A 24,335-nucleotide genomic window follows, 5' to 3' on the forward strand; every position below is an offset into this window, starting at 1 on the left:
CTAATTTGGTTTACTCTGGGGAAGTTCCGAACCTACAAGAAGTAAAGATGGAGGCCATGATGGCGAAACAATGGGACGAATACGCCGTTGATTGGGATAAAGATCCCGCAACCGCAGTATTCGCACAATCCGTATTTGACCAGTTAACACAGCTCGTTGATTTAAACGGAACCCGTGTCCTTGATTTTGGTTGTGGTACAGGACTACTCAGCCAGAAAATATCTCCTTTAGCAAAAGAGATCATCGCACTTGATATCTCTGAAGGGATGATTGAAGAGTTAGATAAGAAAGAGTTACCTAACGTTGAACCGGTAGTTGATATTTTATCGCGCGGACTTGCAGCGCAGCATCCAGCATTCAGAAACCAGTTTGACCTAGTGGTAGCCTCTTCGGTGTGTGGTTTTATCCCGAACCTACAAGACACAGTCAGTCTGATTTACACGCTGCTTGAAAACGACGGTACGTTTGTACACTGGGATTGGTACTTGGAAAGCGACAGTGAAGACTACGGTGTAAGCCAACAGCGCTCAGAAAATGTATTGAGTGCAGCGGGCTTTGCAGTAGTTGAAGTCTCTACACCGTTCTCGATTGACACTCCACAAGGAGAGTTAAGGGTATTAATGGGTGTTGGACGTAAACAAGCGCTTCCAGATCTGTAATCGTGTGTATGCCTTGAGCTAGCATTCAGAATGCTCATTTAAACTACTAAACCCACATTAACGACTCTAACGTCAGTTATGTGGGTTTTCTCTTTTTGGCGCTATCGTTTTAAACAGAACGAATTAGCGCTTTCTCATTTCTTCACTACTAACTCTGGTTTCTCTATTTCTCTATTTCTCATCTCGCTCATAGAAAACTCAACACCGCTAATTTACAAATTATTTATTTCCATTTTGGAAATGTAGTCTTGCATACATTTCATTAGTGGAAATATAACGGTGAGATATAAAATAAGCCCATAACAACACTAAGGGTTTAATCATGAGCCACCAATCTGCGTCATCTACTTCTTCACCACTTTCAGAGCAACAACAACGCTTTAGCAATATCATTTCAGATGCCAATCTGTCTCCAAAACAGAAATCGAGTTATCTTGCCTTAGAAGCTGAAGCTAGCCTACCGTACATGCCGGTAAGCAATGAAGTAGAGCAAGCCTTACAACAAGGTGTGCTATGTGACATGTTTGAAGGTCACGCCCCATTTAAGCCGCGCTATGTGCTTCCCGATTATTCTAAATACTTACATCAAGGCTCAAAGTATTTAGAGCTTAGCGCGGCAACTAATTTCGACGAAGCATTGAACATGCTAACCATCCTTTATCATCACGTTCCGTCAGTGACTTCCATTCCGGTTTACTTAGGTCAACTGGACGATGTGTTGATGCCTTTCGTGGGCGACTTAACGGAAGAGCAGGTTTATCAAAAGCTTAAGCTGTTCTGGATTATGTTGGATCGCACACTACCAGATGCCTTCATGCATGTGAATATCGGACCGACAGACAACATTATCTGCCGTACGATTTTACGTGTCGATGCTGAGCTCAAGCAGATCGCACCTAACTTAACCTTTATGTACGACCCTGCAGTGACGCCTGATGATCTGTTGCGTCATGCAGCAAGCAACATTTGTGAATGCAGCAAGCCACATATCGCCAACTATCCAGCACATGCCGCAGCGTATGGTGATAAGCGTTTTGGAATCGTGAGTTGCTACAACTCTCTACCTTTGGCGGGTGGTTCAAATACGCTAGTACGTATGAACCTGAAACAAGTGGCGTTAAAGTCTGAGGACAGCGCCGATTTCTTACAACAAGTATTGCCGAACTACAGTAGCATCATGGTTGAGTTGATGAACGCTCGTAGCCGCTTCTTACATGAAGAGTCTAACTTCTTCGAAGGCTTCTTAACTCAAGAAGGTTTGATTGAAGAAGATCGCTTTGCGCCAATGTTTGGTATTTACGGCATGGCTGAAGCCGTCAACATCTTGATGGAAAAAGAGGGTAAAGCAGGGCGCTATGGTCACGATGAACTGGCGAATCAGCTTGGTCATCGTATCTCTGAAAAGCTGGCTGAGATCGTTGAACGCTCTGAAGTGAAATATGGATTAGAAGGTAAAGCTCTGCTGCATGCTCAAGGCGGTATTAGCTTAGATGAAGATGTGACGCCGGGTGTCCGTATTCCTTATGGTACCGAACCGGATCCTGTCTCTTACGTTCGTGCAACCGCGGGTCACCATAAGTTCTACACCTCGGGCATCAGTGACATTCTGACCATCGACGAAACAGTGAAATCTAACCCTGAAGCGATGTTTAACCTGTGTAAAGGCGCGATTCAAGCGGGTTACCGAGAGTTCACGGCTAACGTTGCATCAAATGATTTGGTTCGTGTCACGGGTTACATGATTAAGCTATCTGACATTGCCAAATATGACGAGCAAGGCTCACGCACCAATACCACCTTTTTAGGTGCCGAAGCTGCGAAGAACACGGGCATATTAGAGCGTAAACCACGCGTGGCGAGTTTAGAGATGTCGCCGACATACGAATAGCTTTAACGTGTGTTATGCGTTTCGAATACGAACAATGTGAATTATGAAAATTTCTGATCTAACAACTCAAATGGCTAGGGTTAAAAATAATAAGACAGAAAAACAAGCGAAGGTCAGCCGTGTGCTGACCTTTTCTTGTGTTGATGGACCGGGAAATCGCCTAGTGCTGTTTCTACAAGGGTGCAATTTCGATTGTATAACCTGCCATAACCCACACACTATTAATCACTGTAACCATTGCGGAGACTGCATAAGTGGGTGTCCAAGCGGCGCATTAAGCTCTGTAGATGGTAAGGTGAAGTGGGATCCGGTCGCGTGTACCAACTGCGATCAGTGCGTCGATATTTGTGATCATAAGTCGAGCCCCAAAATTACCACGATGACGGTATCCGAGGTACTTGAACTGGTTAGGCATAATCAGTTCTTCCTGAGTGGTATCACCGTTTCAGGTGGTGAGGCGACCATGCAATTGCCGTTTATCATCGAGCTATTTCAAGCGATTAAAAGCGATCCGCAATTGGCACACTTAACGTGTTTTATTGACAGTAACGGCTCGTTGCCTCAACAAGGGTGGGAGCGAGTATTACCTTACCTTGATGGCGCGATGATTGACCTAAAATCATGGCAATCTGAAACACACCAATGGCTAGTAGGTAGAGGAAACCATCGAGTATTTGAAACCATTAACTACTTAGCAGATAAAGGAAAACTGCACGAAGTTAGGTTGCTACATATCCCAAATAAAAGCGATCTTGAGGACGAAATTGAACAAGTGGGGCGTTACTTGAAGACTCTACCAAGTGATATTCGAATTCGGCTGAATGCGTTTCAGCATCATGGTGTCATTGGCGACGCGTTAGATTGGCCGAAATGCACCGAAAAACAGATGCAGAGCTTTCACGATAAGCTCTACACCATAGTTCAAAGACCGATGCAAACTCCTGAGGTTTATACCTAGTCTTTAGATTTCTTAGGCGGTCAATCAGGCTTCTAAGAACGTTAACTTTCTAAAGATATTAAGTCTCTAAAAATATTAAGCTTCTAAAAACAGGTCACACAACCATTTGATCGCTTGATCATTCATGTTGGGTTTATTCCACACCAAGCTGTAAGCCACCTTACCGTAATCAAAAGGCAAGGGCTTGCTCACTAAGCCCTGAGCTTGTTTAGCATGCTCAGCCCACTGTTTAGAGCAAGTGAACAGGAAAGGTGTGTGGTGACACAACACAGCCGCAGCGCCGAAGTCCGCGACCGATATTGCCATCTCTCTTGGTTGGTGGCATTGAACCAAGTTTTGTTCAAAGTAAGGCTGAGACAGTTCGTTATCTAAAATCCCAATGTGCTTGTAATCTAAGTAGCCTTCTACCGTCAGTTCTTGCTGAGCGAGAGGGTGGTGTGCGCCCATCAAACAAACCATTTCATCTGGAAGAATTGTTTCCCAAACCAGCTCTTTGTTATCGGTCGGCGGCTGAGATATATCATGAGGCAACAAGATCAAATTGACCTTGCCACTGAGTAAAGCATCGAAGCCGAGCTGTTGTTTCGAATAGATGTTGAGCTTCGCGTTTGGCGCCAGTTCAGTAGTGATTTTACTTATCTTAGAGGCAAATACTTCGAAGGTACTTTCACGCATCGAAAGTGAAAAACTGCCTTGGTACTCTTGAGGGGTAAAACTCTTTTGATGAAGCAGTCCATTCATGCTTGAAAGAATTGCGTGAACAGTGGGCGCTATCTTCAGAGCAAAGGGAGTCGGGATAAGCTTGGTACCATCTCGATAGAAAAGCTCATCATTCAGGATGTCACGCAACTGAGACAGGGTTTTGCTTACACTCGAAGGGCTGACACAGAGTTGCTCTGAGGTCTGAGTGACGCTGTGGGTGTTCAGCATAATATGAAGCGCAGTGAGGTGCTTAAGGCTCACCCTAGATAAGTGTAAGTAATCCATTTATGACTCACGCATTCAGATTGGCTTGTGATTTTGCATGAACGACAAAATCGAACAAGCCAAATTGGATAAAGGTTATTTACGAGCTAGCTTATGGTGCGCTCGTGAAAAGTGGCCTGCGCAAAATGCGCCCACAATCGATAGTTCACCCGCTAAACACAGTGCAGCACAAACTTCAGCTAGGGCTTGTGATTTACCGTTACCATGCAGCCCAAGTAAATCTAAACAGGCTTTTTGACTTGGCAAGCCAGTACCACCGCCGACAGTCCCCACCATTAGGTTAGGCAGTGTCACGCTAGCGTATAAACCGCCTTCTTTGTTGAGTTCCATACGCGTCATACCAATCGCTGACTCGGCGACACAGGCCGCGTCTTGGCCACAAGCGATGTAAAGTGCCGCCAGTGCATTCGCATAATGGGCGTTGATACCGATAGTGCCGCTCAAAGCGCCACCGACTGTGGTCATTTGGCCAAACTGGACCATCTTCTCTGGTGTCGTGTGTAGGTACTTCGCGACAAGCTCTGCAGGGATATTAACCTCAGCAGTTACCTTTTTGCCACGAACGCTGCGCAAGGTTTGGGTATTGGCTTTCTTATCGCCTGACAAGTTGCCATCAAGGAAAGCGTGGTCAGGCTTAACTGGCGTATTTTCGATGATGTACTCAAACACGGCATTGGTTGCGATGGTCACCATATTCTGACCAGAAGCGTCTCCGGTTAGAAATTCGAACACCAAGTAAACATGGTTACCTTCGATGTTGATATTAATGTCGGTCAGCTTGCCGTGTGATGTTGTTGATTCTGCCAAGATCTTGAACTGGTCATACTGTGTCACAGCCCAAGCCACAAACTGTCCGGCTTCAACTAATCCTTGAAATGCAAAGCCAGGAGTACGTGTTACGCCTTCATTGAGCAACATAGCACTTGCGCCACCACAAGCCGTAATCAGCTTAGAACCACGGTTATAAGACGCGACAAGCGCAGCTTCTGTGGTCGCGAGTGGTACGAGGTAATCGCCCGTAGCAAATAGGCCATTGACTCTTAAAGGGCCAGATATTCCCACAGGGACTTTAACGGTGCCAATAAAGTGCTCAATGTTTTTCTCATAAGCTTGGAACTGACTTTGTGTATGAGGGTCGAGCAGTTCTTGCTGTGAATCTGCATTATCGAGCGCTGTCCAGCGACGTGTGAGATTCTTTTCTGTCAGGTAGGGGCTAGGTGTCAGCTTATTTACTGGCTTTTCAAAATGAGGCTGAAGCTTTTTTTCTAATTCGTCTGCGGAGATGTCGCCTCCTAAAATAGAAACATAGTCACGGCGATGCAGATTTAGTTTTGGCATAAATAGTATGAAGTAAAGTTTGTGCAGCAAATTGGTTTGCGCTGATTCTACCGAGTAATAAACCAGAAACAAGCGCCTGATATAATGAGTTACAGTTTGTGTGGTTGTTGAAGCAAAAAGCAGCGAAGTTTCGCGAAATATAGGCTGTATTTGAGCGAAATTTAGATATGAATGTCGAGAAGGCTACCGATGGCTTCGTTTTGACGATCAACCACACTTGCACCAACGCGGTTATAACTTGCGCTTTGTGTCAGTTTAATCAGGGAATCGGTTGAAGATGAAGCAGGTTCAGGTTCTTTGTCTTTAAAGGAAATGGCTTGTTCAGGCTCTATTTGATTAAAGCTGAGATCGCTAGCTTCGAAAGTGTCGTCGGATTCTAGAGCGTGTTTGGAGGCTTGGTTGAGCTCGATTGCGGCTTCTTCAGCCATGTTGGTGGATTGCTGAATAATGGCGTAACCAGATTGAATACCAGATATCGACATATCAGAACCTTTTATTGACGTATGGAATGAGTCTAGGCGGACGATATTTTGAGCGCAATGGTGAACAGATGAAATTTACGGTGAAAATGTGAACTTAAGCTAAAATAGTGATGTCTGTCTATTAACTGAACAGGTCATTTAGCGCGTTTAATTCTTCATCAGTAAGCAAAGAAGGCTTCTCTGTTTCGAGGTTGCCGTCGATCTCACTCTGAAGTGCTTTTAATTGTTGTGGGCTAAGAAGCTGTATTTGCTGCTTAAATGCTTCAAATTGCTGTGTATTCATAGTGTGACCTTTGTTCAAATCCATATGCTCTTTAGAGCATAGCCTACTGATTCAGGAAATCAAACAAGATTAAGTGAATTTTAAATGATGTTTGAAGTTTCTTGAAACTAAGACAATTATAAATTCCTGTGGTCGTTTTTTGTCCGAGAAATGTTAGGCAAAGTTAAGGCTTGGTCAATCAAAGTCAGAAAATTCCTATAATGTAAAAACGCCTTCAACCCTTGTGGCACAAGGGTAGGTAAGTAATTTCTCTACCCAATTAGGGGTATGGGTAAAGCAATGTATAAATATTTGCGATGATCAAAATATAAGCAATTGGCGTTATCTTTTTGTTTTTACGGTATTTTGTTTGTTGCTCAAGAAGCTTCTGTTTCAAACGACTTGTCGATCTTAACCTTAACTGCAAACTTGGTCGCTAAGGTATGCAGTTCTGGAAGCATGCGATAGATCAAATGGAGCTGTTGTAGAACCATTTTGACAGAATTCTCATCTTCTTCTCGCCATTCACTCAAACGTTTATCCAGCTCCGGGTCATAAGCGTTTTTCACTTCACAATGCTCTTTATGAGAATAGAGCTGATCATTTAGAGCGTCGAGATGCTGGTGGATTACTCTGTGCGCATCTAGCACCAGTTTGTGTGTCGCTTCATCATCAATACGAGTTCTGTGAGCACCCAGAGCCGAGATATAGCTAAGCAGAGCATGATTGAGTGTTAAGAATCGGAAGCTCTCATCTTCAGAGGTACGGTACTTACCCGGTTCAACCAACATGCTACTGATGGCGGCAGTCAGGTTTGCGTCATTATTATGAGCGCTACGACGAGCGATACGATAGTTTAGGCTATCTTTCTTACCGACACGGTATTGGCCGATGATCTGAGCGAGATAGTTCTTGTTGGAATCGAGCGCATCCGCCATCACTTTGTGCAGTCGCTTCGATTGCCAATCAGGCAACACATAAATGACAGCAAGCACGGCGAGAGCACAACCAATAAAGGTATCCGCTAACCTTGGCAATACTACAGCGTAGCCTTCACCTAATTGGTTAAAGCAGAAGAGCACAAGCAGTGTGATAAAGCCGGTCGCAAACCCGTAATTATTGATTCGAAACGCAAAGAACATCACGCCACTGATCACAATGAACACCAATTGGCTCTCTTGCGACGGGAAGAAGGTCAGTAAAGGTACTCCGATCAACAAGCCTGCGACCGTGCCAATGACACGTGCCGTCAGTTTTTGACGGGTTGCACTGTAGTTTGGCTGACACACAAACAGCGTTGTCAGTAGAATCCAGTAACCTCTTTCAATATCAAACCCTTGGATAATCCCATAGCCCAGCGTCAGAGTGATCGCCATACGAATCGCGTGGCGGAATAGCATAGAATCGGTGTGCAAGTTAGCTTTGATCTTGTGCCACATTGCCGTCAAAGTATGAGGGTTGGTATCGTCCAATACACCTTCTTCAATCTTCTCTGCATCTGGGTTGCTGATATTCGAGAGCTGTTTTTCAACGGTTGCTAGGTTATTGAATAAGTAATCCAACTGATTCAGCAGTGATTTCCATTCAGGGTTGTTCTGTTGGTGCAGGTGATTGAGCGATGACATCAGCTCATCAAGTGCCAATACAGACTTGTCACCATGCTGGTATTCAGCGCCAACTTTCAATGAGCTCGCCACTTCTTTACAAGCTGTTGCCTGCGCTTCCAGTAGATACTTAAATCGAAACAACACGTCAGAGCGTTCAAAGTGTTTTGCTAGCTCTTGATAACGATAGTGGCTAGAGCTTACGCGTTCATGAATATCTTGTGCGATGAAGTAGGTGTTAAGAAATCGGTCACTAGGGCCGTCAATGTGTCCGCGCTTAGAGCGGTTGAGTAGCGTCGCCTTACACATGTTGAGTGCGTTAACGGTACTCGCGTTGAGTTTGGCTTCAATGATTCGGTGTGGCTGGGGAATCAAGTCTGAAACGGGGTAGAAGAGTTCCGCTTTTGAATCGATGTAATTACCGATTTGATCGAATACCGTGGCTAGGTTTTGCTGCACAGGTTGCATTGGCCACACTATCTGCCAAATCATCGACATGAAGTAGTACCAAGCGGCGCCAGTTAATAGTAGAAGCGGTTGAAACCAAAGGTTGGTGCTCTCGTGTGCACCAAGCATGGTATAGATGGCAACCAAGAGAGAACCAAACGCGATACTCGCGTATTTAGGGCCAATTGCCCCGAGAATGATAAAAGAGAAGGTTGAAACAAAAAGCCCTATCGCGAACAGCCAAGGCGTATCGAAGAGAAGCTCAATAGAGAAAGCCGCAACGGTGAAACAGATAAAGGTCAGCGTGAGTGCTTTCAAGCGCCCGGTAAAGCTGTCATCACTTTCCGCAAGAGCCGCAGCAATAACGCCTAAGATCAAAGGCGTGATCAGTGTGTTTTGTCCATAATACCAAGCAGGCACCACCACGCCGAGTAGAGTGATGAGAATTAATACGCTGTAATTTATGGTTTTATTCGCCCAATAGAGGCGTAATTTGGCTGAAAAGTCCACAGTCGCTCACTTGACACACTAAAAACCATAATCCTAACAGAAATCAAGCACAAGAATTTGATACTTATCCATAATTGCCCGTAGGTGGTCATGAAAGCGTCGATAAGATATGAGATATTATTAATTCTCATTGCATCATGATATAAATTCAATATTCCCAATTAAGAGCACACTCCAATGCAGCTAAGCGCTAACAAGACTGCACAGTTTTTTATTCAAAATGAATATCATCAGGTTGAACTTGATGGTCCACGCTTGCTGTTATCTTCAGTAGGCAGTGAAGAGCGTATCCCATTTACTATTTGGAGTGGCAAGATCGCGATAAAGCGCGGATTGTTCTGGGGATCGCTACAATTTTTTGCTAATCAACAAGATGGAACACAGCGCAGTTGGTTAGTACAAGGCTTACCTTGGGATCAATGCCGTCAATTTGCACGCGCGTCAGTTAGTGCTTATCAGAAGTGGCACGACACTCAATGTGAACAATTGGCTGAACACGTACCTCAGTGGGAAGCTGAATTAACACGTCTTGAGCAATTACCAGCCTTTCTAGCGCATTCTAAGGTCAACACTTGGGTTGATATGGTCAACTCAGGCTTAGAGAGTATGACAATGACGCTAGAAGAGGCCGCACAACGCATGCCAAACCGCATCGCAAGAATGCAGCCATGGTTATCTGAAACGGAAATCAAGCAAGCTGAAAGAAACCAGCAATGGCTAGAGACCGAGCGAAAAAACTGGGAAGTGTTGTTTGCGCAATGTGAGTCGTCACCACTGAACTTATCGCAGCAATATGCGGTGTTGATGAATGATGATCACAACCTTATTTTAGCGGGTGCAGGCTCGGGTAAAACCAGTGTTCTAACGGCTCGCGTCGCGTATTTACTGCAAAGCCATCAAGCTCAAGCTGAAGAGTTGCTATTGCTCGCTTTTGGTCGTGAAGCGGCAGAAGAGATGAAGCAACGTCTCGACAGCAAAATTGGTTTATCAGCAGAGAAGGTGCAAGTCAGCACTTTCCACCAGTTGGGTTTAAAGATACTGAATCAAGTTGAACCCGAACGTGTGGTTATTTCTCCTTTAGCGCTCGATGACAACCAACGCCAAGCATGGTGCATTGATTGGTTGAAGAAGCACTGGATGACACCGACCAACTTTAAACGTTGGCAAAAGCATTTGTCTAAATGGCCAATCGCTTATTTAACCGGTGACGATGAGCTTGGTAGCCACGTTTCAAACCTCAAATTGATCGGTTGGCTTGAAAAGCAGCTAGAACAGTTGAATGCGTCGGGTTTAACCAAAAAAGAAGTACAGCAACAGCTGATTGATCACCGAGACTATGCGCGCCTCAACAGCGAGCTTTCACTGTGTTGGCCATGTGTAACCGCGTGGCAAAAGGAGCTGAAAGAACAGAATCATATCGACTTCTCAATCATGATCAGCCGAGCGACTCAGTATGTCGAGAAGGGCAAGTTTATCTCACCTTGGAAGTTCATCATGATCGATGAATACCAAGATATCTCACCTGATCGTCTTGCCTTGGTTGAAGCACTGTGTAATCAGTCTAAAGCCGAGCATCAAGCCTCTATTTTTGCAGTAGGCGATGACTGGCAGTCGATTTACCAGTTTGCAGGTGCGGATGTGGATTTGACCACGGGCTTTAAGGATCGTTTTGAAAGTTCGACCATTCATCACCTAGATACGACTTACCGCTTTAACAATCAGTTAGGTGCGGTGGCTAATCGCTTTGTACAAGAAAACCCAATTCAGATTCCGAAAGAACTGAACAGCTTCAAGCAACAGAAGCAGAAGGCGGTGTACAGTGCGCCAAGTAAAGAAGTTGAGAAGATTCTTGATCAACTGAACCGTCAATCCAAAGGCAAAACCAATAAATCGGTGTTGCTACTTGGACGTAATCATTACCACAAGCCAGAGTTGTTGGAAGATTGGAAGAAGATCTTCACCTCCATTGATATCAAGTTCATGACTTGCCACGGCAGTAAAGGTAAAGAGGCGGACTTTGTCATTATTCTTTGTGTTGATGAAGGACAGTTCCCGACCAAGAAAAAACAGCTGCATATTGATGGCGCATTGACTGAATCATCAGACGCGTTCCCTTATGCTGAAGAGCGTCGTTTATTCTATGTAGCAATGACGCGGGCAAAAGAGAAAGTATGGATCACGCACAGTGGCGACGGCTCTGGCTTTGTGCAGGAGCTGCATGGTTCTGATTACCCAGTTGTTCGTAAAAAGTGATGTTACTTGACTTGATTGTCTAAGATTAGATCTTCAATCCCTGCCCTAATATCACAAGGCAGACGCATAAAGCATAAGGAATTTGCTATGGAACACGGCTCTATTAACTACATTGAATTTGCTGCGAAAGACATCGCCGCAACTAAGGCGTTTTTCAGCCAAGTGTTTGGTTGGAGCTTTGAAGACTATGGCCCTGAGTATTCTGCGTTTGAAGGCAAAGGCTTAATGGGCGGCTTCTATTTGGCGGATCTGGAGTCGAATACGGATAATGGCGCGGCGCTGATGGTTTTTTATAGCCAAGATCTTGAGCAAACCGAGCGCGATGTAATTGATGCTGGTGGTCAGATAAACCGTGAGATCTTTAGCTTTCCCGGCGGCAGACGTTTCCATTTCAGAGAGCCAAGTGGCAACGAGATGGCAGTGTGGAGCGATAAATAGAGAGACTCTCGCACTGTTTTATGATTGAACTGTTTAATGTCTGAAAACGAGACATAAAAAAGCCTGCGATAAAATGCAGGCTTTTTAGTCTGTTCAGTAGAGAGCACATTTAACGTGCGATTACGTGCGTTCAGCTAGGTACGCTTCGTAGTCTGGGATCTCGATGATTACTTCTTCTTCAAGCAGTGAAGAGTTAAACAAGAAATTAGCGGTAGCGCGGTTAGTGGCCACAGGAATGTTCCAAACACTTGCGATACGAAGCAGTGCTTTTACGTCTGGGTCATGTGGTACAGCATTAAGTGGATCCCAGAAGAAAATCAGCATATCGATCTTGCCTTCAGAGATAAGCGCGCCAAGTTGTTGGTCACCGCCCATAGGGCCGCTGATCATGCTCTTGATTGCTAAGTCTGTCTCTTTACTTAGTAAAGAACCAGTCGTGCCCGTTGCGTAAAGGAAGTGCTTTTGTAGTTTTTCTTTGTTCTCTTTGACCCATCTTAGTAGCTCAGGTTTGAAGTGGTCATGAGCGACCAAAGCGATATGCTTGTGTGTTGGCATAGTGCGCGTTGTTTTTTGCATGAATGTTCCCTAAATTGTTGTTTCGTTTTTATTGTTTTGAGTTCTTCAGCCAATATAGCACTATGGATTCACACTGAATACCGGACGAAACTCAGAAGGTGACAATGAGTCGGCGATAATTTGATCTTTGAGAGTTGCAGGTGTCAGCGCTTCGATAATCGGTGCGCTGTGTTGCTCGTAAGGTTGACCGCGTAAGTAACTCGTGGCTTGTTTTACCGACAAGCGACCTTGCTCAACCATTTTATCGGTTGGCGCAAAAAGTACCTTGTTACGAAGTAAACCACGGTAGGTTCCGTGACTTAAGTAACTCGAAATTAACCCAATCTCTTCGGTTTTATCGGCCGCTCGTAGCTCACTGATCGCTGCTTCAATCGCGACGGCACTTCCGACTATATATTGGATATCCGGCTCCTCGATCACCTGTTGTACTAGGTTTCTTTGCAGTTCTTTATCGTTATCTGCCCAATAGCTGATCGCGATTTTGATATCACTCGACTTGATCGCATCATAAAACCCCAGTGCCACAGGCTTAGTGCCGCCACTTGCTTGTGGACCAAGTAACAGGGCGATAGGTGTTTCGCCTGATCCTTTCGGGTGTCGTTTCGACAAAAAATCTCCGACTTGGTATCCCATTTGGTACCAATCGACACCGACCGTACCTTTTAATACCTTCTGTTGTTCTTCATTGACGGTTAACTCATTTACCGTAGCAAACACAGGCGTCGAGCCAACCCAATCGCTGAGATTGTCATGATACGCATCGGGTGAAACCGTACCTAAAATAATGGCATCGGCTCCCCATTGCGTGCAAAGCACCAGTTGCGAGGCTTGTTTGGCCACGTTGGGGTAACCGCCAGCTTCCAATACTCTTAGCTCAACTTGCTGCTTTTCTGCTTCAGAGATCATTCCATAGTTTACCGACAACCAATAAGAGTCTTTGAGGTGCGGATAAATGGCACAGATTTTCTCTTTTTGTGATGTGGCATTGGCGGGTTTTATTGGGCTCAAAGGCTCACTAGCACCTGCGACAGTAGTCACTGAGGCCAGTAGTGAGAGAAGAATTATTGAAGCGAAAGGTCTAGATAGCATGAATTGCCGTTTTGTTGGTTTTAGATAAGAAACACTGCAAAATATAGCGTATTCTGCATGGGTAAAGAAGAACGTTTTAAGGTTTAGAGTTTATGTTGTTAGCTTCAGCGAGTATTGGACGCAAGCTGCTGGCCTCATTCTTAGTGATGGCACTGTTGGTTCTATTGTCTGCATTGATCGGTGTTTCTGGTTTTAGCTTTGTAGCCAAAACGGAAAGAAACGTCGTTGATTCGGCGCTTCCTGCCATGATCGAAGCTCGTCAGGTTTCTGAGTTGAGTAACCGTATTATTTCGTCAGTACAAACACTTTCTAATGCGAGAAACGAAGCTGAAAGAAAAGAGGCTGGCACCGTACTGTTTGACCAACTTGAGTCGCTTCTTCAACATATCAAAGAGCTTGGTGTCGACAGTTTCGATTCTCAGCTCCTCAATAAACTCGAAAACAATGTTCAAAGCGTTATTAACACACTGGCTGAGTTGGGTGTGTCGGTTGAGCGTAAGCTTTGGTTAAGCAAAGAGTTGTCGTCTCGTGTCGAAGAGATGCGCCTATTGGCCGAAGAGCTAGAGCAGTTGACGCGAACCCAAGTTTTGAACACGGCTACCATTGCGGTTGCTAACGTCACGCATATCTATGACCTGCTAGAAACCAAAGAAACGGATAAAGCCTACCAAGCCTTAGATGCGCTTGTAGAGGTTGACCTTGATTTGTCTGAGCGCCTACACGAATTGCATTTGCTGGCGTTCAAAATGCTTAACCAAATTGAAGAAACGCAAACCGTTACCAACGTAGAGCGTATTCATCAAATCCAATCAGAATTTGAATCCAACCTAAGAATCATGGCGCGCCGCGTTAAAGCGGTCGAAGATCCTACTCGTTCAGCGCAGATGTCTCAGCTTCTAGAAGAGCTCAGAAAACGCCAAGTCGTGTTCGATATTTCATTAGAACAATATGAGAACACCAAAAAGTCAGAGTTTCTGATGCAAAATACGTTGGAGCTGTTCTCTCAGCTGAATACAACGGTTAACCAACTGGTTGATGATTCAAACCGCAGTACCAAAAAAGCGGTTGATGAGCTGACCAGCACGTTGAATTTGGCTCAATGGTCACTGTCTGTGATTTCGGTTATTGGTTTGGTTATCGTTGCATTTATCGTGTGGCGAGTGGTGTATATCTCGGTTGTTAAACGTCTTACTGAATACTCATCGGCCTTGATGTCTATCGCACAAGGTCGCCTGAATATTGATATCTCGGTAAAGGGTAATGATGAGCTGGCTCATATGGGCGAGGCGATCATCACTGCCAGAAACACCGCGCAGGCGCTACAAGTGGTTGCGGTGGGTGAAGCAAAGGCGAAACGCGAACTTGAAGAGCACAAAGAACACTTAGAAGAGTTGGTCACAGACCGAACCTACCAGCTGCAAAAGACCAATGAGAAGCTGAACATCGAGGTAGGGAACCACGCTAAGGCTCGTAACGCCGCAGAACAAGCAAGCCGCGCAAAATCCGCTTTCCTTGCGACGATGAGTCATGAAATACGAACGCCGATGAACGGTGTATTAGGTACTGCAAGATTGCTCAAAGATACCGGGTTAGACCCGCTGCAATCCGGCTATGCAGACATCATTAACCGCAGCGGTAAGAACCTACTCGCGATTTTGAATGACGTGTTGGATTACTCAAAGATTGAAGCAGGGCATTTAGAAATCCGCACTGCTTCGTTTGATCTTCATCAGATGGTTCAAGATACCTACCAATTGATGGAAGGGCGTGCCGCTGAGAAGAAGCTGAACTTTGATTTCCATATTGAAAGTGATGTGCAACGCTATTGGCGTGGTGACGTAACGCGAATCAGCCAAATCTTGAATAATTTGGTCGGTAACGCGATTAAGTTTACGGAAAGTGGCTCGGTCGATATCTTTATCAGCTTAGATATCGAAGATGAAAATCGAGTGATGTTTGAAGTGTCAGATACAGGTGTCGGTATTGATGCTAGCGAACAAGCTTGTCTGTTTGATGCCTTTACCCAAACCGATAGCGGTCGCAACAAAACCGGCGGCACAGGGCTTGGATTAGCGATCAGTAAAAGCATCATGTTGGCAATGAACGGGGATATTGGCGTTCATTCTGAAGAAGGCGAGGGTAGCCAGTTTTGGTTCTCACTGCCACTTGAAGCCGGTGAGAAGATAGAAACGAAAGTACCGGTCATTGAAGCGTGTATTCGAGCTAAAGTACTTCTGATTGAAGATAACCCCGTAAACTGCATCGTTGCTGAAGGCTTCTTGCATAACTTGGGGCACGAGGTTGTGATTGCGACAACCGGACAAGAAGCGAGAGCCATATTCAGTGAGCAAGAGTTCGATATTGCGCTGGTGGACATTAACTTACCCGACTGCGATGGCGTCGAGTTAATTCAACAACTCAAAGACGATGCGCTTCAGCATAAAAGTGAAGAAGACGTAATTCGAAAAGTACCCCCAATGATCGCAGTATCGGCTCATGTGTTTAACGAAGAAGTGGAAAGCTATTTGTCGTCTGGCTTTGATGGATTCTTACCTAAGCCGTTAGAGAAGGAAGCATTATCGGAATTGATTGTTGAGCAGTTGGACGGTCACACGCTGTTGCTGCCTCAGCCGGATCCGTCAGATGCTGTTTGCTGTCAGCTAAACTCTAAACCTCAGGAAACCGAGCTAGACTTATCAGCATTGGCATTTGCAAGCTCGACACAACGAGCAAACCAAGACGCGGAACATAATCAAGGAGAACCGATTGTGCAGATGATTAACCCTAAGATTATCAAAGACGACTTGGCCATTCTCGGTCGAGAAAAAATAGTGCAGATTGTTGGGTTGTTTGACCAAAGCAGCCAAGTCACTCTCGATGAACTGATTGTGGCAAGTGCCGCTGACAACGCTCGTGAAATTAAGTCTTTAGCTCATAAACTGAAAGGGTCTGCCGGCAGCCTAGGATTATCTGCACTGTTTGCTTTATGCCAGAGCATTGAAGCGAGCGAGGATCCATTACTTCAATATCGCGATAATGCAGACTCATTACCTGAATTGGTGAAAGACTCGTTAGCAGCGCTCCGAGAGCAACTATAGAGTGGCTATTGGGCGGAAAGCCCCAAAATAAGAACAGAAAACAAAAAGCAGGCTATTTCTCCGTTTTAATATGAAGAAGTGACCTGCTTTTTTATTGTTGAATAAGAATCTAAGTAAGGCTTTCAAGGAACGGCTCTAAGCCATCTTGATATGTCCAGCAGCTTTGATCTTAACGTGAACCATATTGCCTTGTAGGTAGCTTAATGGAATCTCGCTGCGTTCAATGATCGCGACATTATCGCTGCATGCGCCAGCTTCAATCGCCAGTTGCTTTGATTGCGCTTCCAAGCCCTTTAAGGTCTCTTCACGTGATGCTGGGTCAATCGGTACGATCTTATCGAATTGACCTGATATTTCACCCAACGCAACACCAATCGCATTAGCCACTTCAAAGTGCTCAGGACGAACCACTTGGCTCACACCTTCAAAATGATCTGGGAATAGGGCACTACCACCACCAACCATGATTACGGGTACACTCGCCGCAGAGGTCTTCATCTTATCGATGCCTTCTTCAACATCCGTGACCATTTGTTGATAAATCTTGCTTGCTTGTTCGGCTGAAACACCAATCTCATCACTCAGTTGATGTTCTGCCTGCCACTGCATTTGTCCTGTTTTGAGTGCAATATCGGTGAGCGTAAGTTCATCACCACCAAAGCTACGCGCCGTTTGCGTCAAGGTATGGCCAACACTTTCTGGGCCTAGCTCTATACGCTGCTGTTCAAAGCGAACCTTGGTACCACCACCAATGGCTAACGCCAAAATATCAGGCATACGGAAGTTGGTTCTCACTTCACCGATTTCTACTGCTAAGCTCGATTCTCTTGGGTAGCCGTGAGTCAGTACGCCGATATCAGACGTAGTGCCGCCCACATCGACCACAATCGCGTCTTTTAACTTAGTTAAGTGACTCGCTCCACGAATCGAGTTTGTTGGCCCACAAGCCACGGTAAGAATCGGGTACATCAATGCGAACTGCTGTGACATCAGTGTTCCGTCGTTCTGACCGAAATAAGGCGTGGTGTGGATTTCATGATTGATGAGTGCACTGCAAAAGCCGTCAACGAATCGTTTTGCTGTCCCTTGCAGAGCCGCATTGAGGATAGTGGCGTTCTCACGCTCTAAAAGCCCTAAACTGCCCACTTTATGGGATAACGATAGGTTCACGCCCGGAAGTTCTTGTTGAATCCACTCTGCTGCTTGAAGCTCCTGGTCGCCGTTGACGGGAGAGAACACTCCGCAGATAGCAATGGAATCCACTTGGCCTTTCATTTTCTGGCAAAGCTCGCGGATCTCAGACTCTTGAATGTCGGCAATCAACTGGCCGTCATATTCATAGCCGCCGTGTGCTTGGTAGAAGTGCTGACCAAGCAGGTTTTGCCACGCTTCACTCCAACCACAAAGGGGCGGGACGCTATCACCACTGGGAAGCGCTAAGCGAATCATGCCGACTCTGTCTAAGCCTTTTCGTTCAACGATTGCGTTGGTGCATTGAGTCGTGCCAAGCATCGCGTGTTTCACTTGCTGACCATCAATGTTTGCTTGGTTTAATAGCGCAGAAATCGCGTTGTCGATCCCTGTTGAAACATCATGTGTGGTTGCGGTTTTTACTTTGGCAATCACATTTAAGTCTGCGTCGAGCAGCACACCGTCGGTATTGGTGCCACCTACGTCAATGCCCAAACGGCAGTAATCAAGCGTAATGTTTGTCATGCGACTACCTCTTCAATGCAGACTTTAGTTGTTCAATGGTTTGATACTCGACGGTGTAGCCAAAGTAACCCGGGCCCGCGACTTCAATACCTTTGTCAGTGCGCCATTTGGGGTCGCAAGGGTAAGCGATAAGGTCGATGCGCTGCCCGTAACGAAGTTGTTCGGTTGTGATTGGCTTACCCGTTTCATGATCCAAGATCGAAATAAGATCCGGTGTTGATGCCAGCAGGTTATCTTGGCTCATGTCTGCGCGGCTTGTACCTTTGTGCGCGAGAAGTAATTCGTTTTGGAACTGCACAAACACGTTATCGACGCCGGTATCTTCAAACTGAGCCAGCTTTTCAATCACGACACCACCTGTTGCAAAACCACCATCGGTTTCACGTTGAATATCAACAATCTTGCCACTGATGATGGTATGGCCGCCGACAATGTCTAATACGGCCTGTGTGCTACTCTGATTGTTGTCGTTCGCCATTCTAATCGCTTCACCAATTTTCATCGCTTGGGTCAGTGTTGCGGGCAGTGCGCTGCGTTTTAGGTTCTTACCGTTCATTGGGTAATCGCACATTGCTGCAGAGCCACCCATCTGTTCGGTAATTGGTCTCGCAAACTTTTCAGACCAAATACCGTCAATTGGGTAAAGTGTGACGACATTGCCACGCTCATCGGCCAATGTGTTTGGTGCAGAAGGGAGACCATCAAGAAAGAAGGTCACCATCTGAGCTTCTGGGAACGCACGTCCCATCGCATCACAATCGATCACAGGAATGCTCTTTTGTGCTGCAACGAGAATTGGAATCAATGAATTGAAGCCGCCTACTTCGATAGGAAACGTTGCCGCCACTTCAGTGCCGAGCGCTTTTTCCATCGCTTCGAAAGCAATCAACATTTGATCTTTCGAATTGAGTTTCTCTACTGCGACGGTTGGTGCGCCAATCATTGAAGAGGGCACTGTCATCCAATCGTCTTGCACGTCTTCTAAAGGAATCATGCGTACAGGGTGCTTTGCCGTTGCAATGGCTACTTTCGCCATCAAGGCACCGCTGTATGGGTCACCGCCGCCGCCAGTACCTAATACCGTCGCACCCAGCGCGATATCATCAATCATTTGTTCAGTAATAATCACAACTACTATTCCTTATCACTTGAAGGAGAAAGCTTCATTAGGGCGAGGTAAATCACACCAGCGGCAAGAATTCCGTCTAACGCCGAGATGCTGGTGAACGAAAACAGGTTGAAAAACTCTGGTGCAGTACAAGCGCTGAATGCAGTACCAAATGCCCAAGAAGCCAAGCCTTTAAACATCCAAGCTGGAACTTGTTGGATGTTCTCAAAGCTCATTTTTGTCGAATCTAAAACATAATATTGAACGATGTAGACACCCGCAGCAGGCGCAATGGTTACGCTGAGTAGCATTAAGAAGTCGGTAAACTTGTTCACCATGCCGAGTTGAGCAATGCCAATGCCGACGATGGTCATGATCACAACCAGAACAGGGCGCGGAATCTTAGGTAGAACCATCGACATGCATAAGCCGCCAGAGGTCAGGTTGCTACTGTTGGTCGTCCATTGTGCGAACACCAGCACGATGATAGCTGCCATGCCTAAACCTAAGGTGAAGAAGACCTCAACTAGGTCGTCGGTGCCGGTCATTTTGGTCAAGATCAATGCGATAAGAATGATGGCACTGTTGCCGACGAGGAAACCGATACCCGCTCCTAAAATCGCATCACGGCGTGTTTTGGCGTAGCGAGCAATATCAGGTGCAGCAACCGCAGCTAGAATCCAGATAGACATAACAAAAGAGATGGCTTGGCCAAGCGTCAAAGGATCTTCAATCGATGGCGCTGCGCCACCTTGATAATCAGCAGCCATAAACAAACCGATGGTAATCAACGTCACCATCAATGGAACAGAATAGGTACTGAGTTTGCCTAAAGCACGAACGCCATAGATAGCCGTCATCATCATTAACACACTGCCGCCAATAAGAGCGGTGAGGTGTGAAATTATGATGTCGTATTTCGCCAGTGCATCGACCATGATGAAAGCGAAGAAATCAGCCTGGAATGCGAACCAGCCGACTAATGAGATGCCGTTGATGAAGCCAAGAATTTTACCGCCGTTACGGCCAAATACCGCGCTGCTCACCAGCGGGGTAGACACGCCAGCTTGAAAGCCAATGTTGGCACACAGCATCGCGATGATCGCCAATAAGCCTGAACCAATAAACGTGGCAAGCAGTGCGTCTTCAAAACCAATACCGCTGCTTAGAATCGAGCCGAGAAACAGTCCCGAAATGTCGATGCCGATTGCCAACCAAATAAGGCTGATGACCCACCAAGATCGTTTGGCCTTCTCGGGAACGGGTTCCAACTCGAAGTCATCTATCTTTTTGTGGCTGTGTGTTGCTTCGGGTTTATTCACGTAAGCTTCTGCCGCCATAGTGCCATCCATGCATTGTTATTCCATAAGTGTGAATAAAGCATACTGATGTATTTATTGTTAATAAATGAATATAATTAGATGTAAACATAACAAAAAACAAATGTGAGTGGCAAAGTGAATCCAAACAATAAGTTAGATAAAAGAGACCTACGTAGATTAGAGCTTTTTTGTGAAATTGTTGAACAAGGAGGCATCAATCAGGCGGTCGCAAGCACTGGGATTAGTCAACCAGTGCTGAGTAATCAGCTTATTGCCTTGGAAAAAAGCTTAGAATTAACATTATGCCAACGTGGTCGACGTGGTTTTAAGCTGACTCATGAAGGTGAGAAAGTGTATAAATATGCGAACCAACTAAAATCGACCTTAACCGACTTCGCTTATAAGTTACGAGGTGTACAGACGGAACTCTCTGGGCATGTGCGAATTGGATGTTTGGATAACACCGTCACTTTGCCTTATAACCCACTTCCCAAAGCGATCGAGACGTTTTACCAACGCAGTAACAGTGTTGAGGTGAGTGTTGATGTCGGGGATTTCACCCAGTTGAATGAGAAGTTAGCAAAGAACCAGATTGATATGATGATAGTGGTTCTAGGGTCACATCAAAAATCAGCGTTTCAACATAAATACCCACTGTTTGAAGAGCACAGTTATCTGTATGCGCGTAAGGATCTGGCTGAGAAGATCATGGACAAGGATTTCTCATTGGATGGCTGTCGTATCAACATGGGCGGCTATGCCAAAGATGAGATGTTCCGATTACTGAATATTGAGCAGTACGATTCCGTAAAGCCTTTTGATGGCTGGCATGTCGAGTCGGGTGTAATTTTAACCTTGGCGGGCACACACCTGAGTTTTTTACCGTCTCATTTAATCGACCGTGGCCATTATGACCAAGCCTTGATTCCGCTTCAGCCCGAGAAGTGGAGCCTTAAGAGTCAGTTTTATGTGGTGTTGAAGCAACCTGTAGATTCCCTTTCCCCCGCCGCGCGTGCGTTTTTTGATGAGCTACACCAACCGGAAGCATCGGATTCAATATAGAGAACTCGTCGCTTCTCAATAGCACTTAAGATACTTTCTCATATACAAAAAATCCTCTGCCAAGACAGAGGATTTTTGCTTTTATGCTTTATGAGTGAAAACTAACGGTTCTCGAAGCGGTTGTAATCCAACAATCCGAACTCGATCGGTTGGTCTTGTTGATACCAACGATGCACGCGATCACTGAATGGCCAGAACTCGCTAGAACTGCGTCGTACCGCAAACTTATCTAGCAGCGCCACGTAGTCTTCTTCTGTGCTTAAGTTTTGCAGCGTTTTAACCAGAGTAGGAATCTCGCTCTCGGTTAATGATAGGTAAGCCGCAGGGTAGCTACCGACAACGCCTCGTACGAGGGTAAGGTCATCATTGGCGTAATCACGGTTACCTTCTTCATTAAACAAGCTAGAAATGTTGCTGTGCGCGTTATTGTGAATCATGGTGAACAGTTGCTCTTCGCCGTTTTCGCCTTCAATCATGATCATCACTAATTGAGGCACATGACGCAGGCCTTCGCCCTTTATCAAATTCACTTGGTTAAGCAGTGCTTCATTCTTCCTACCAAAACCTGTTTCAACAATCTCAAAGCGATTATCGAGAACAGGTGCGAGCTTATCTTTGATCATATCAAGCAGTTCGTGTTTCGGATCCGCCGTTTTGTAAACCACGCTGGTCGGCTGATCAAAAGGTGCAATGTTTCGCTGCAAATAGTCACTCAGTTGTGCGCTTTGGTTCTGGTACCAACTAGAGTGTTCAATGTGACGAACGTCTTTAGGAAGAAGGCTTAAGAAGTTACTCTCACCTTCAAGACGCAAGAAGTCCATGAACATGCGTGTAATCAGCTGGTGGCCAAAGTTGCCGTAAACATCGAAGCCTGCAACGAGAAGATAATGAATACGCTCTAGAAGAGCATAATCAAGAATCCACGCAGTCTTAGGTTGCGTGCCAACTAACCCTTGTACAACAGAGGCGCTATCGAAGTGCCTAAAGACGGTGAGAGCAGCATTCGGGTTGATGCCATCGCCATCCCAAATGATGCCAGTGTCTAGGTGGACGCCACTCTCGAACCATTGGTTAGTGAAGTCTGATTTCGCGTTTAGGTATTGCGCTTGTTGCTTTGCGTATCTTACCCAGTTGGTCACAGGTACGGTGTTACTTTTTAGTTCGCTAGGTAGCTTTAAATTTTTCTTTTGACTTGCGTAGAAGGCGTTGATTTCCGGAACATCGGCTTTCTCTGGGTCGATGAAGAAAACCCAAAAACGGTCGTTAATTACGTTCAAGGCAAGTTGACCACGACACACAGGTCCTTTGATATAGGCCATGATGGTGTTTTGCGCGTTATCTAACATGAAGTTGAAGCGCGAGTTTACTGGCAGTGCTTCAAACGAAGTCATTGGGTTAGCTGAAACATCGATGTCGTAACTAGGTAGTTGTTTTACTTCGTAATTTACGTCGACAAACCAGGTATTCCACTTTTGTAGACGCTCTTTATTAAGTGCGAAAGGCATGTGCGTTTTGTCGACGATAGTGCCTTGTTCTGGAATCAGACGGTAGTAAACACGGTCTACTTTTGGATCGTCATAAGGGCGACGAGTCGTGATGCGCTGTACCGCTTCACCTGGTGGTGTTGCAGAGCGAACAACAGTAAAGAAACGCGTTGGTTGAGCTAAATCAGAAAAATAGACATGAGATAAAAACAGGTGCTCGTAGATATAACGTGCTGAAAGTTGACTCTTATTGTCGCTCTTGTTTAAAAAGCTTTCGTAGACATTAACGAGCTCTTGTTCTGCATCAGTCAATGGAATGTGGTCGTTCATTAACGCGCCATTTTCCAACCAACTCATTAAAGTCGCGTATTCGGTTTTGTCTAAGTTTGGCATCCCATAAGGCATTCCCCAAGTTGGGTAATCTCTCTCGTATTGAGCGTATTCTTCAATGGTTGGGCACTGTTGGTCGCGATCGATTGAAAAGTCGAAACCTTCAAGCTGGGTTTGATCGGGCAGAGGGTGATTCTCTTTCTGGATCAACATACGAGAAACAAGACCAGCATCGAGGTTAGCCGTTGAGTTCTGCATACGCTCATTGAGGACTGGATGAAAATCCGCATCGCGCCACTCTTGCGTGGTTAACGCATCTTCAAACAAGCGAGTAGGGGCTGATGCCGTTAAGCGGGTGCCTTGATAAACGAGTGCCTTGCTCGCACCTCGGTCTATACCTTCCACTGAAGACATTTTGAGTTGGCAAGGGGCGTCATAACAAGCGTGGCAAACCACGCATCGGTTATCAATGATGGGCTTTATTTCGTCAATGAAGTGCTGTGCTTGAGCCGAAAGAATAGGTGCTTGGCGATCGCGTACTTGTTGTTCACCAAACAGTTCGTCGAAGTTTAAACCCGCGTAGACGGCACAACCTGAGAAGACGCTAACAAAAGCTAAAATGAAGAGTTTTTTTAAATTCATACGTATTTAAATATTAGGCATTTTCTATAATTATATCGAAAATGATTGAAAATGCTCATGTTCTAACAATTTTGTAGACAAG

Annotated in this window: 18 protein-coding genes; 7 read left to right on the forward strand and 11 right to left on the reverse strand. The window is 45.5% G+C overall.

The window, feature by feature from the left end; genetic code table 11:
* Positions 1-59: 59 nt before the first annotated feature.
* From AB4154_RS11990 to AB4154_RS12000, 3 genes are all read left to right on the forward strand, one after another.
* Positions 60-659 (forward strand): class I SAM-dependent methyltransferase, encoded by a 600-nt coding sequence (locus AB4154_RS11990; RefSeq protein ID WP_372123155.1) that lies wholly within the window; start codon positions 60-62, stop codon positions 657-659.
* Between the two features lie 322 nt (positions 660-981).
* Positions 982-2,547 carry a YjjI family glycine radical enzyme gene (locus AB4154_RS11995; protein ID WP_372123135.1) on the forward strand — a complete coding sequence of 522 codons (1,566 nt, stop codon included), beginning with the start codon at positions 982-984 and terminating at the stop codon, positions 2,545-2,547.
* Between the two features lie 43 nt (positions 2,548-2,590).
* Complete coding sequence (locus tag AB4154_RS12000) at positions 2,591-3,505, forward strand: YjjW family glycine radical enzyme activase (protein ID WP_372114235.1); 915 nt, start codon at positions 2,591-2,593, stop codon at positions 3,503-3,505.
* A 75-nt stretch (positions 3,506-3,580) separates the two neighbouring features.
* Here the strand turns inward: AB4154_RS12000 and AB4154_RS12005 are convergent, their stop codons facing one another.
* The 5 genes from AB4154_RS12005 to yccS all read right to left on the reverse strand — a co-directional run bounded on the left by AB4154_RS12005 (position 3,581) and on the right by yccS (position 9,135).
* Positions 3,581-4,492, reverse strand: a complete 912-nt coding sequence (locus AB4154_RS12005; protein ID WP_017060895.1) for a LysR family transcriptional regulator — start codon at positions 4,490-4,492, stop codon at positions 3,581-3,583.
* Positions 4,493-4,567: 75 nt separating this feature from the next.
* A complete protein-coding gene (locus tag AB4154_RS12010) occupies positions 4,568-5,830 on the reverse strand; it encodes a hydroxymethylglutaryl-CoA reductase (RefSeq protein WP_029235254.1) in 1,263 nt (420 codons plus the stop codon).
* A gap of 161 nt (positions 5,831-5,991) precedes the next feature.
* A complete protein-coding gene (locus AB4154_RS12015) occupies positions 5,992-6,312 on the reverse strand; it encodes a hypothetical protein (RefSeq protein WP_017060893.1) in 321 nt (106 codons plus the stop codon).
* A 121-nt stretch (positions 6,313-6,433) separates the two neighbouring features.
* The gene (locus AB4154_RS12020; RefSeq protein ID WP_065584591.1) at positions 6,434-6,619 is read right to left on the reverse strand and encodes a hypothetical protein; all 186 of its coding nucleotides are present in this window, start codon (positions 6,617-6,619) and stop codon (positions 6,434-6,436) included.
* A 332-nt stretch (positions 6,620-6,951) separates the two neighbouring features.
* Complete coding sequence (yccS, locus tag AB4154_RS12025) at positions 6,952-9,135, reverse strand: YccS family putative transporter (protein WP_372123137.1); 2,184 nt, start codon at positions 9,133-9,135, stop codon at positions 6,952-6,954.
* Positions 9,136-9,312: 177 nt separating this feature from the next.
* Between yccS and helD the strand changes: the two genes are divergently transcribed.
* Both helD and AB4154_RS12035 read left to right on the forward strand, forming a co-directional pair.
* Entirely contained in the window at positions 9,313-11,388 is a 2,076-nt protein-coding gene (gene helD, locus AB4154_RS12030) for a DNA helicase IV (RefSeq protein ID WP_372123138.1), read from the forward strand.
* 87 nt (positions 11,389-11,475) lie between these two features.
* Positions 11,476-11,826 carry a VOC family protein gene (locus tag AB4154_RS12035; protein WP_372123139.1) on the forward strand — a complete coding sequence of 117 codons (351 nt, stop codon included), beginning with the start codon at positions 11,476-11,478 and terminating at the stop codon, positions 11,824-11,826.
* Positions 11,827-11,946: 120 nt separating this feature from the next.
* Here AB4154_RS12035 and AB4154_RS12040 read toward each other — a convergent pair whose 3' ends face one another.
* Together AB4154_RS12040 and torT are read right to left on the reverse strand one after the other, a co-directional pair.
* A complete protein-coding gene (locus AB4154_RS12040; protein WP_017060888.1) occupies positions 11,947-12,402 on the reverse strand; it encodes a methylglyoxal synthase in 456 nt (151 codons plus the stop codon).
* 60 nt (positions 12,403-12,462) lie between these two features.
* Complete coding sequence (gene torT, locus AB4154_RS12045) at positions 12,463-13,491, reverse strand: TMAO reductase system periplasmic protein TorT (protein ID WP_029235253.1); 1,029 nt, start codon at positions 13,489-13,491, stop codon at positions 12,463-12,465.
* Between the two features lie 92 nt (positions 13,492-13,583).
* Here torT and torS point away from each other — a divergent pair, with 92 nt between their 5' ends.
* Positions 13,584-16,589 carry a TMAO reductase system sensor histidine kinase/response regulator TorS gene (gene torS, locus AB4154_RS12050; RefSeq protein ID WP_017060885.1) on the forward strand — a complete coding sequence of 1,002 codons (3,006 nt, stop codon included), beginning with the start codon at positions 13,584-13,586 and terminating at the stop codon, positions 16,587-16,589.
* Between the two features lie 135 nt (positions 16,590-16,724).
* On the opposite strand, the gene AB4154_RS12055 is transcribed toward torS, so the two are convergent.
* The 3 genes from AB4154_RS12055 to AB4154_RS12065 are packed head-to-tail and all read right to left on the reverse strand — an operon-like array spanning position 16,725 to position 20,765.
* Positions 16,725-18,305 carry a hydantoinase/oxoprolinase N-terminal domain-containing protein gene (locus tag AB4154_RS12055; RefSeq protein ID WP_017064777.1) on the reverse strand — a complete coding sequence of 527 codons (1,581 nt, stop codon included), beginning with the start codon at positions 18,303-18,305 and terminating at the stop codon, positions 16,725-16,727.
* Positions 18,306-18,309: 4 nt separating this feature from the next.
* Positions 18,310-19,434 (reverse strand): DUF917 domain-containing protein, encoded by a 1,125-nt coding sequence (locus AB4154_RS12060; RefSeq protein ID WP_372123141.1) that lies wholly within the window; start codon positions 19,432-19,434, stop codon positions 18,310-18,312.
* 5 nt (positions 19,435-19,439) lie between these two features.
* Positions 19,440-20,765, reverse strand: coding sequence for a cytosine permease (locus AB4154_RS12065; protein ID WP_017064775.1), 1,326 nt, complete (start codon positions 20,763-20,765; stop codon positions 19,440-19,442).
* 93 nt (positions 20,766-20,858) lie between these two features.
* Here AB4154_RS12065 and AB4154_RS12070 point away from each other — a divergent pair, with 93 nt between their 5' ends.
* Positions 20,859-21,797, forward strand: a complete 939-nt coding sequence (locus AB4154_RS12070; protein ID WP_372123142.1) for a LysR family transcriptional regulator — start codon at positions 20,859-20,861, stop codon at positions 21,795-21,797.
* 101 nt (positions 21,798-21,898) lie between these two features.
* Here the strand turns inward: AB4154_RS12070 and AB4154_RS12075 are convergent, their stop codons facing one another.
* Positions 21,899-24,253 carry a fatty acid cis/trans isomerase gene (locus AB4154_RS12075; RefSeq protein ID WP_372123144.1) on the reverse strand — a complete coding sequence of 785 codons (2,355 nt, stop codon included), beginning with the start codon at positions 24,251-24,253 and terminating at the stop codon, positions 21,899-21,901.
* Positions 24,254-24,335: the final 82 nt, after the last annotated feature.

It is taken from the genome of Vibrio sp. 10N.286.51.B11 (assembly GCF_041469245.1).
Taxonomy (GTDB): Bacteria; Pseudomonadota; Gammaproteobacteria; order Enterobacterales; family Vibrionaceae; genus Vibrio; species Vibrio crassostreae_C.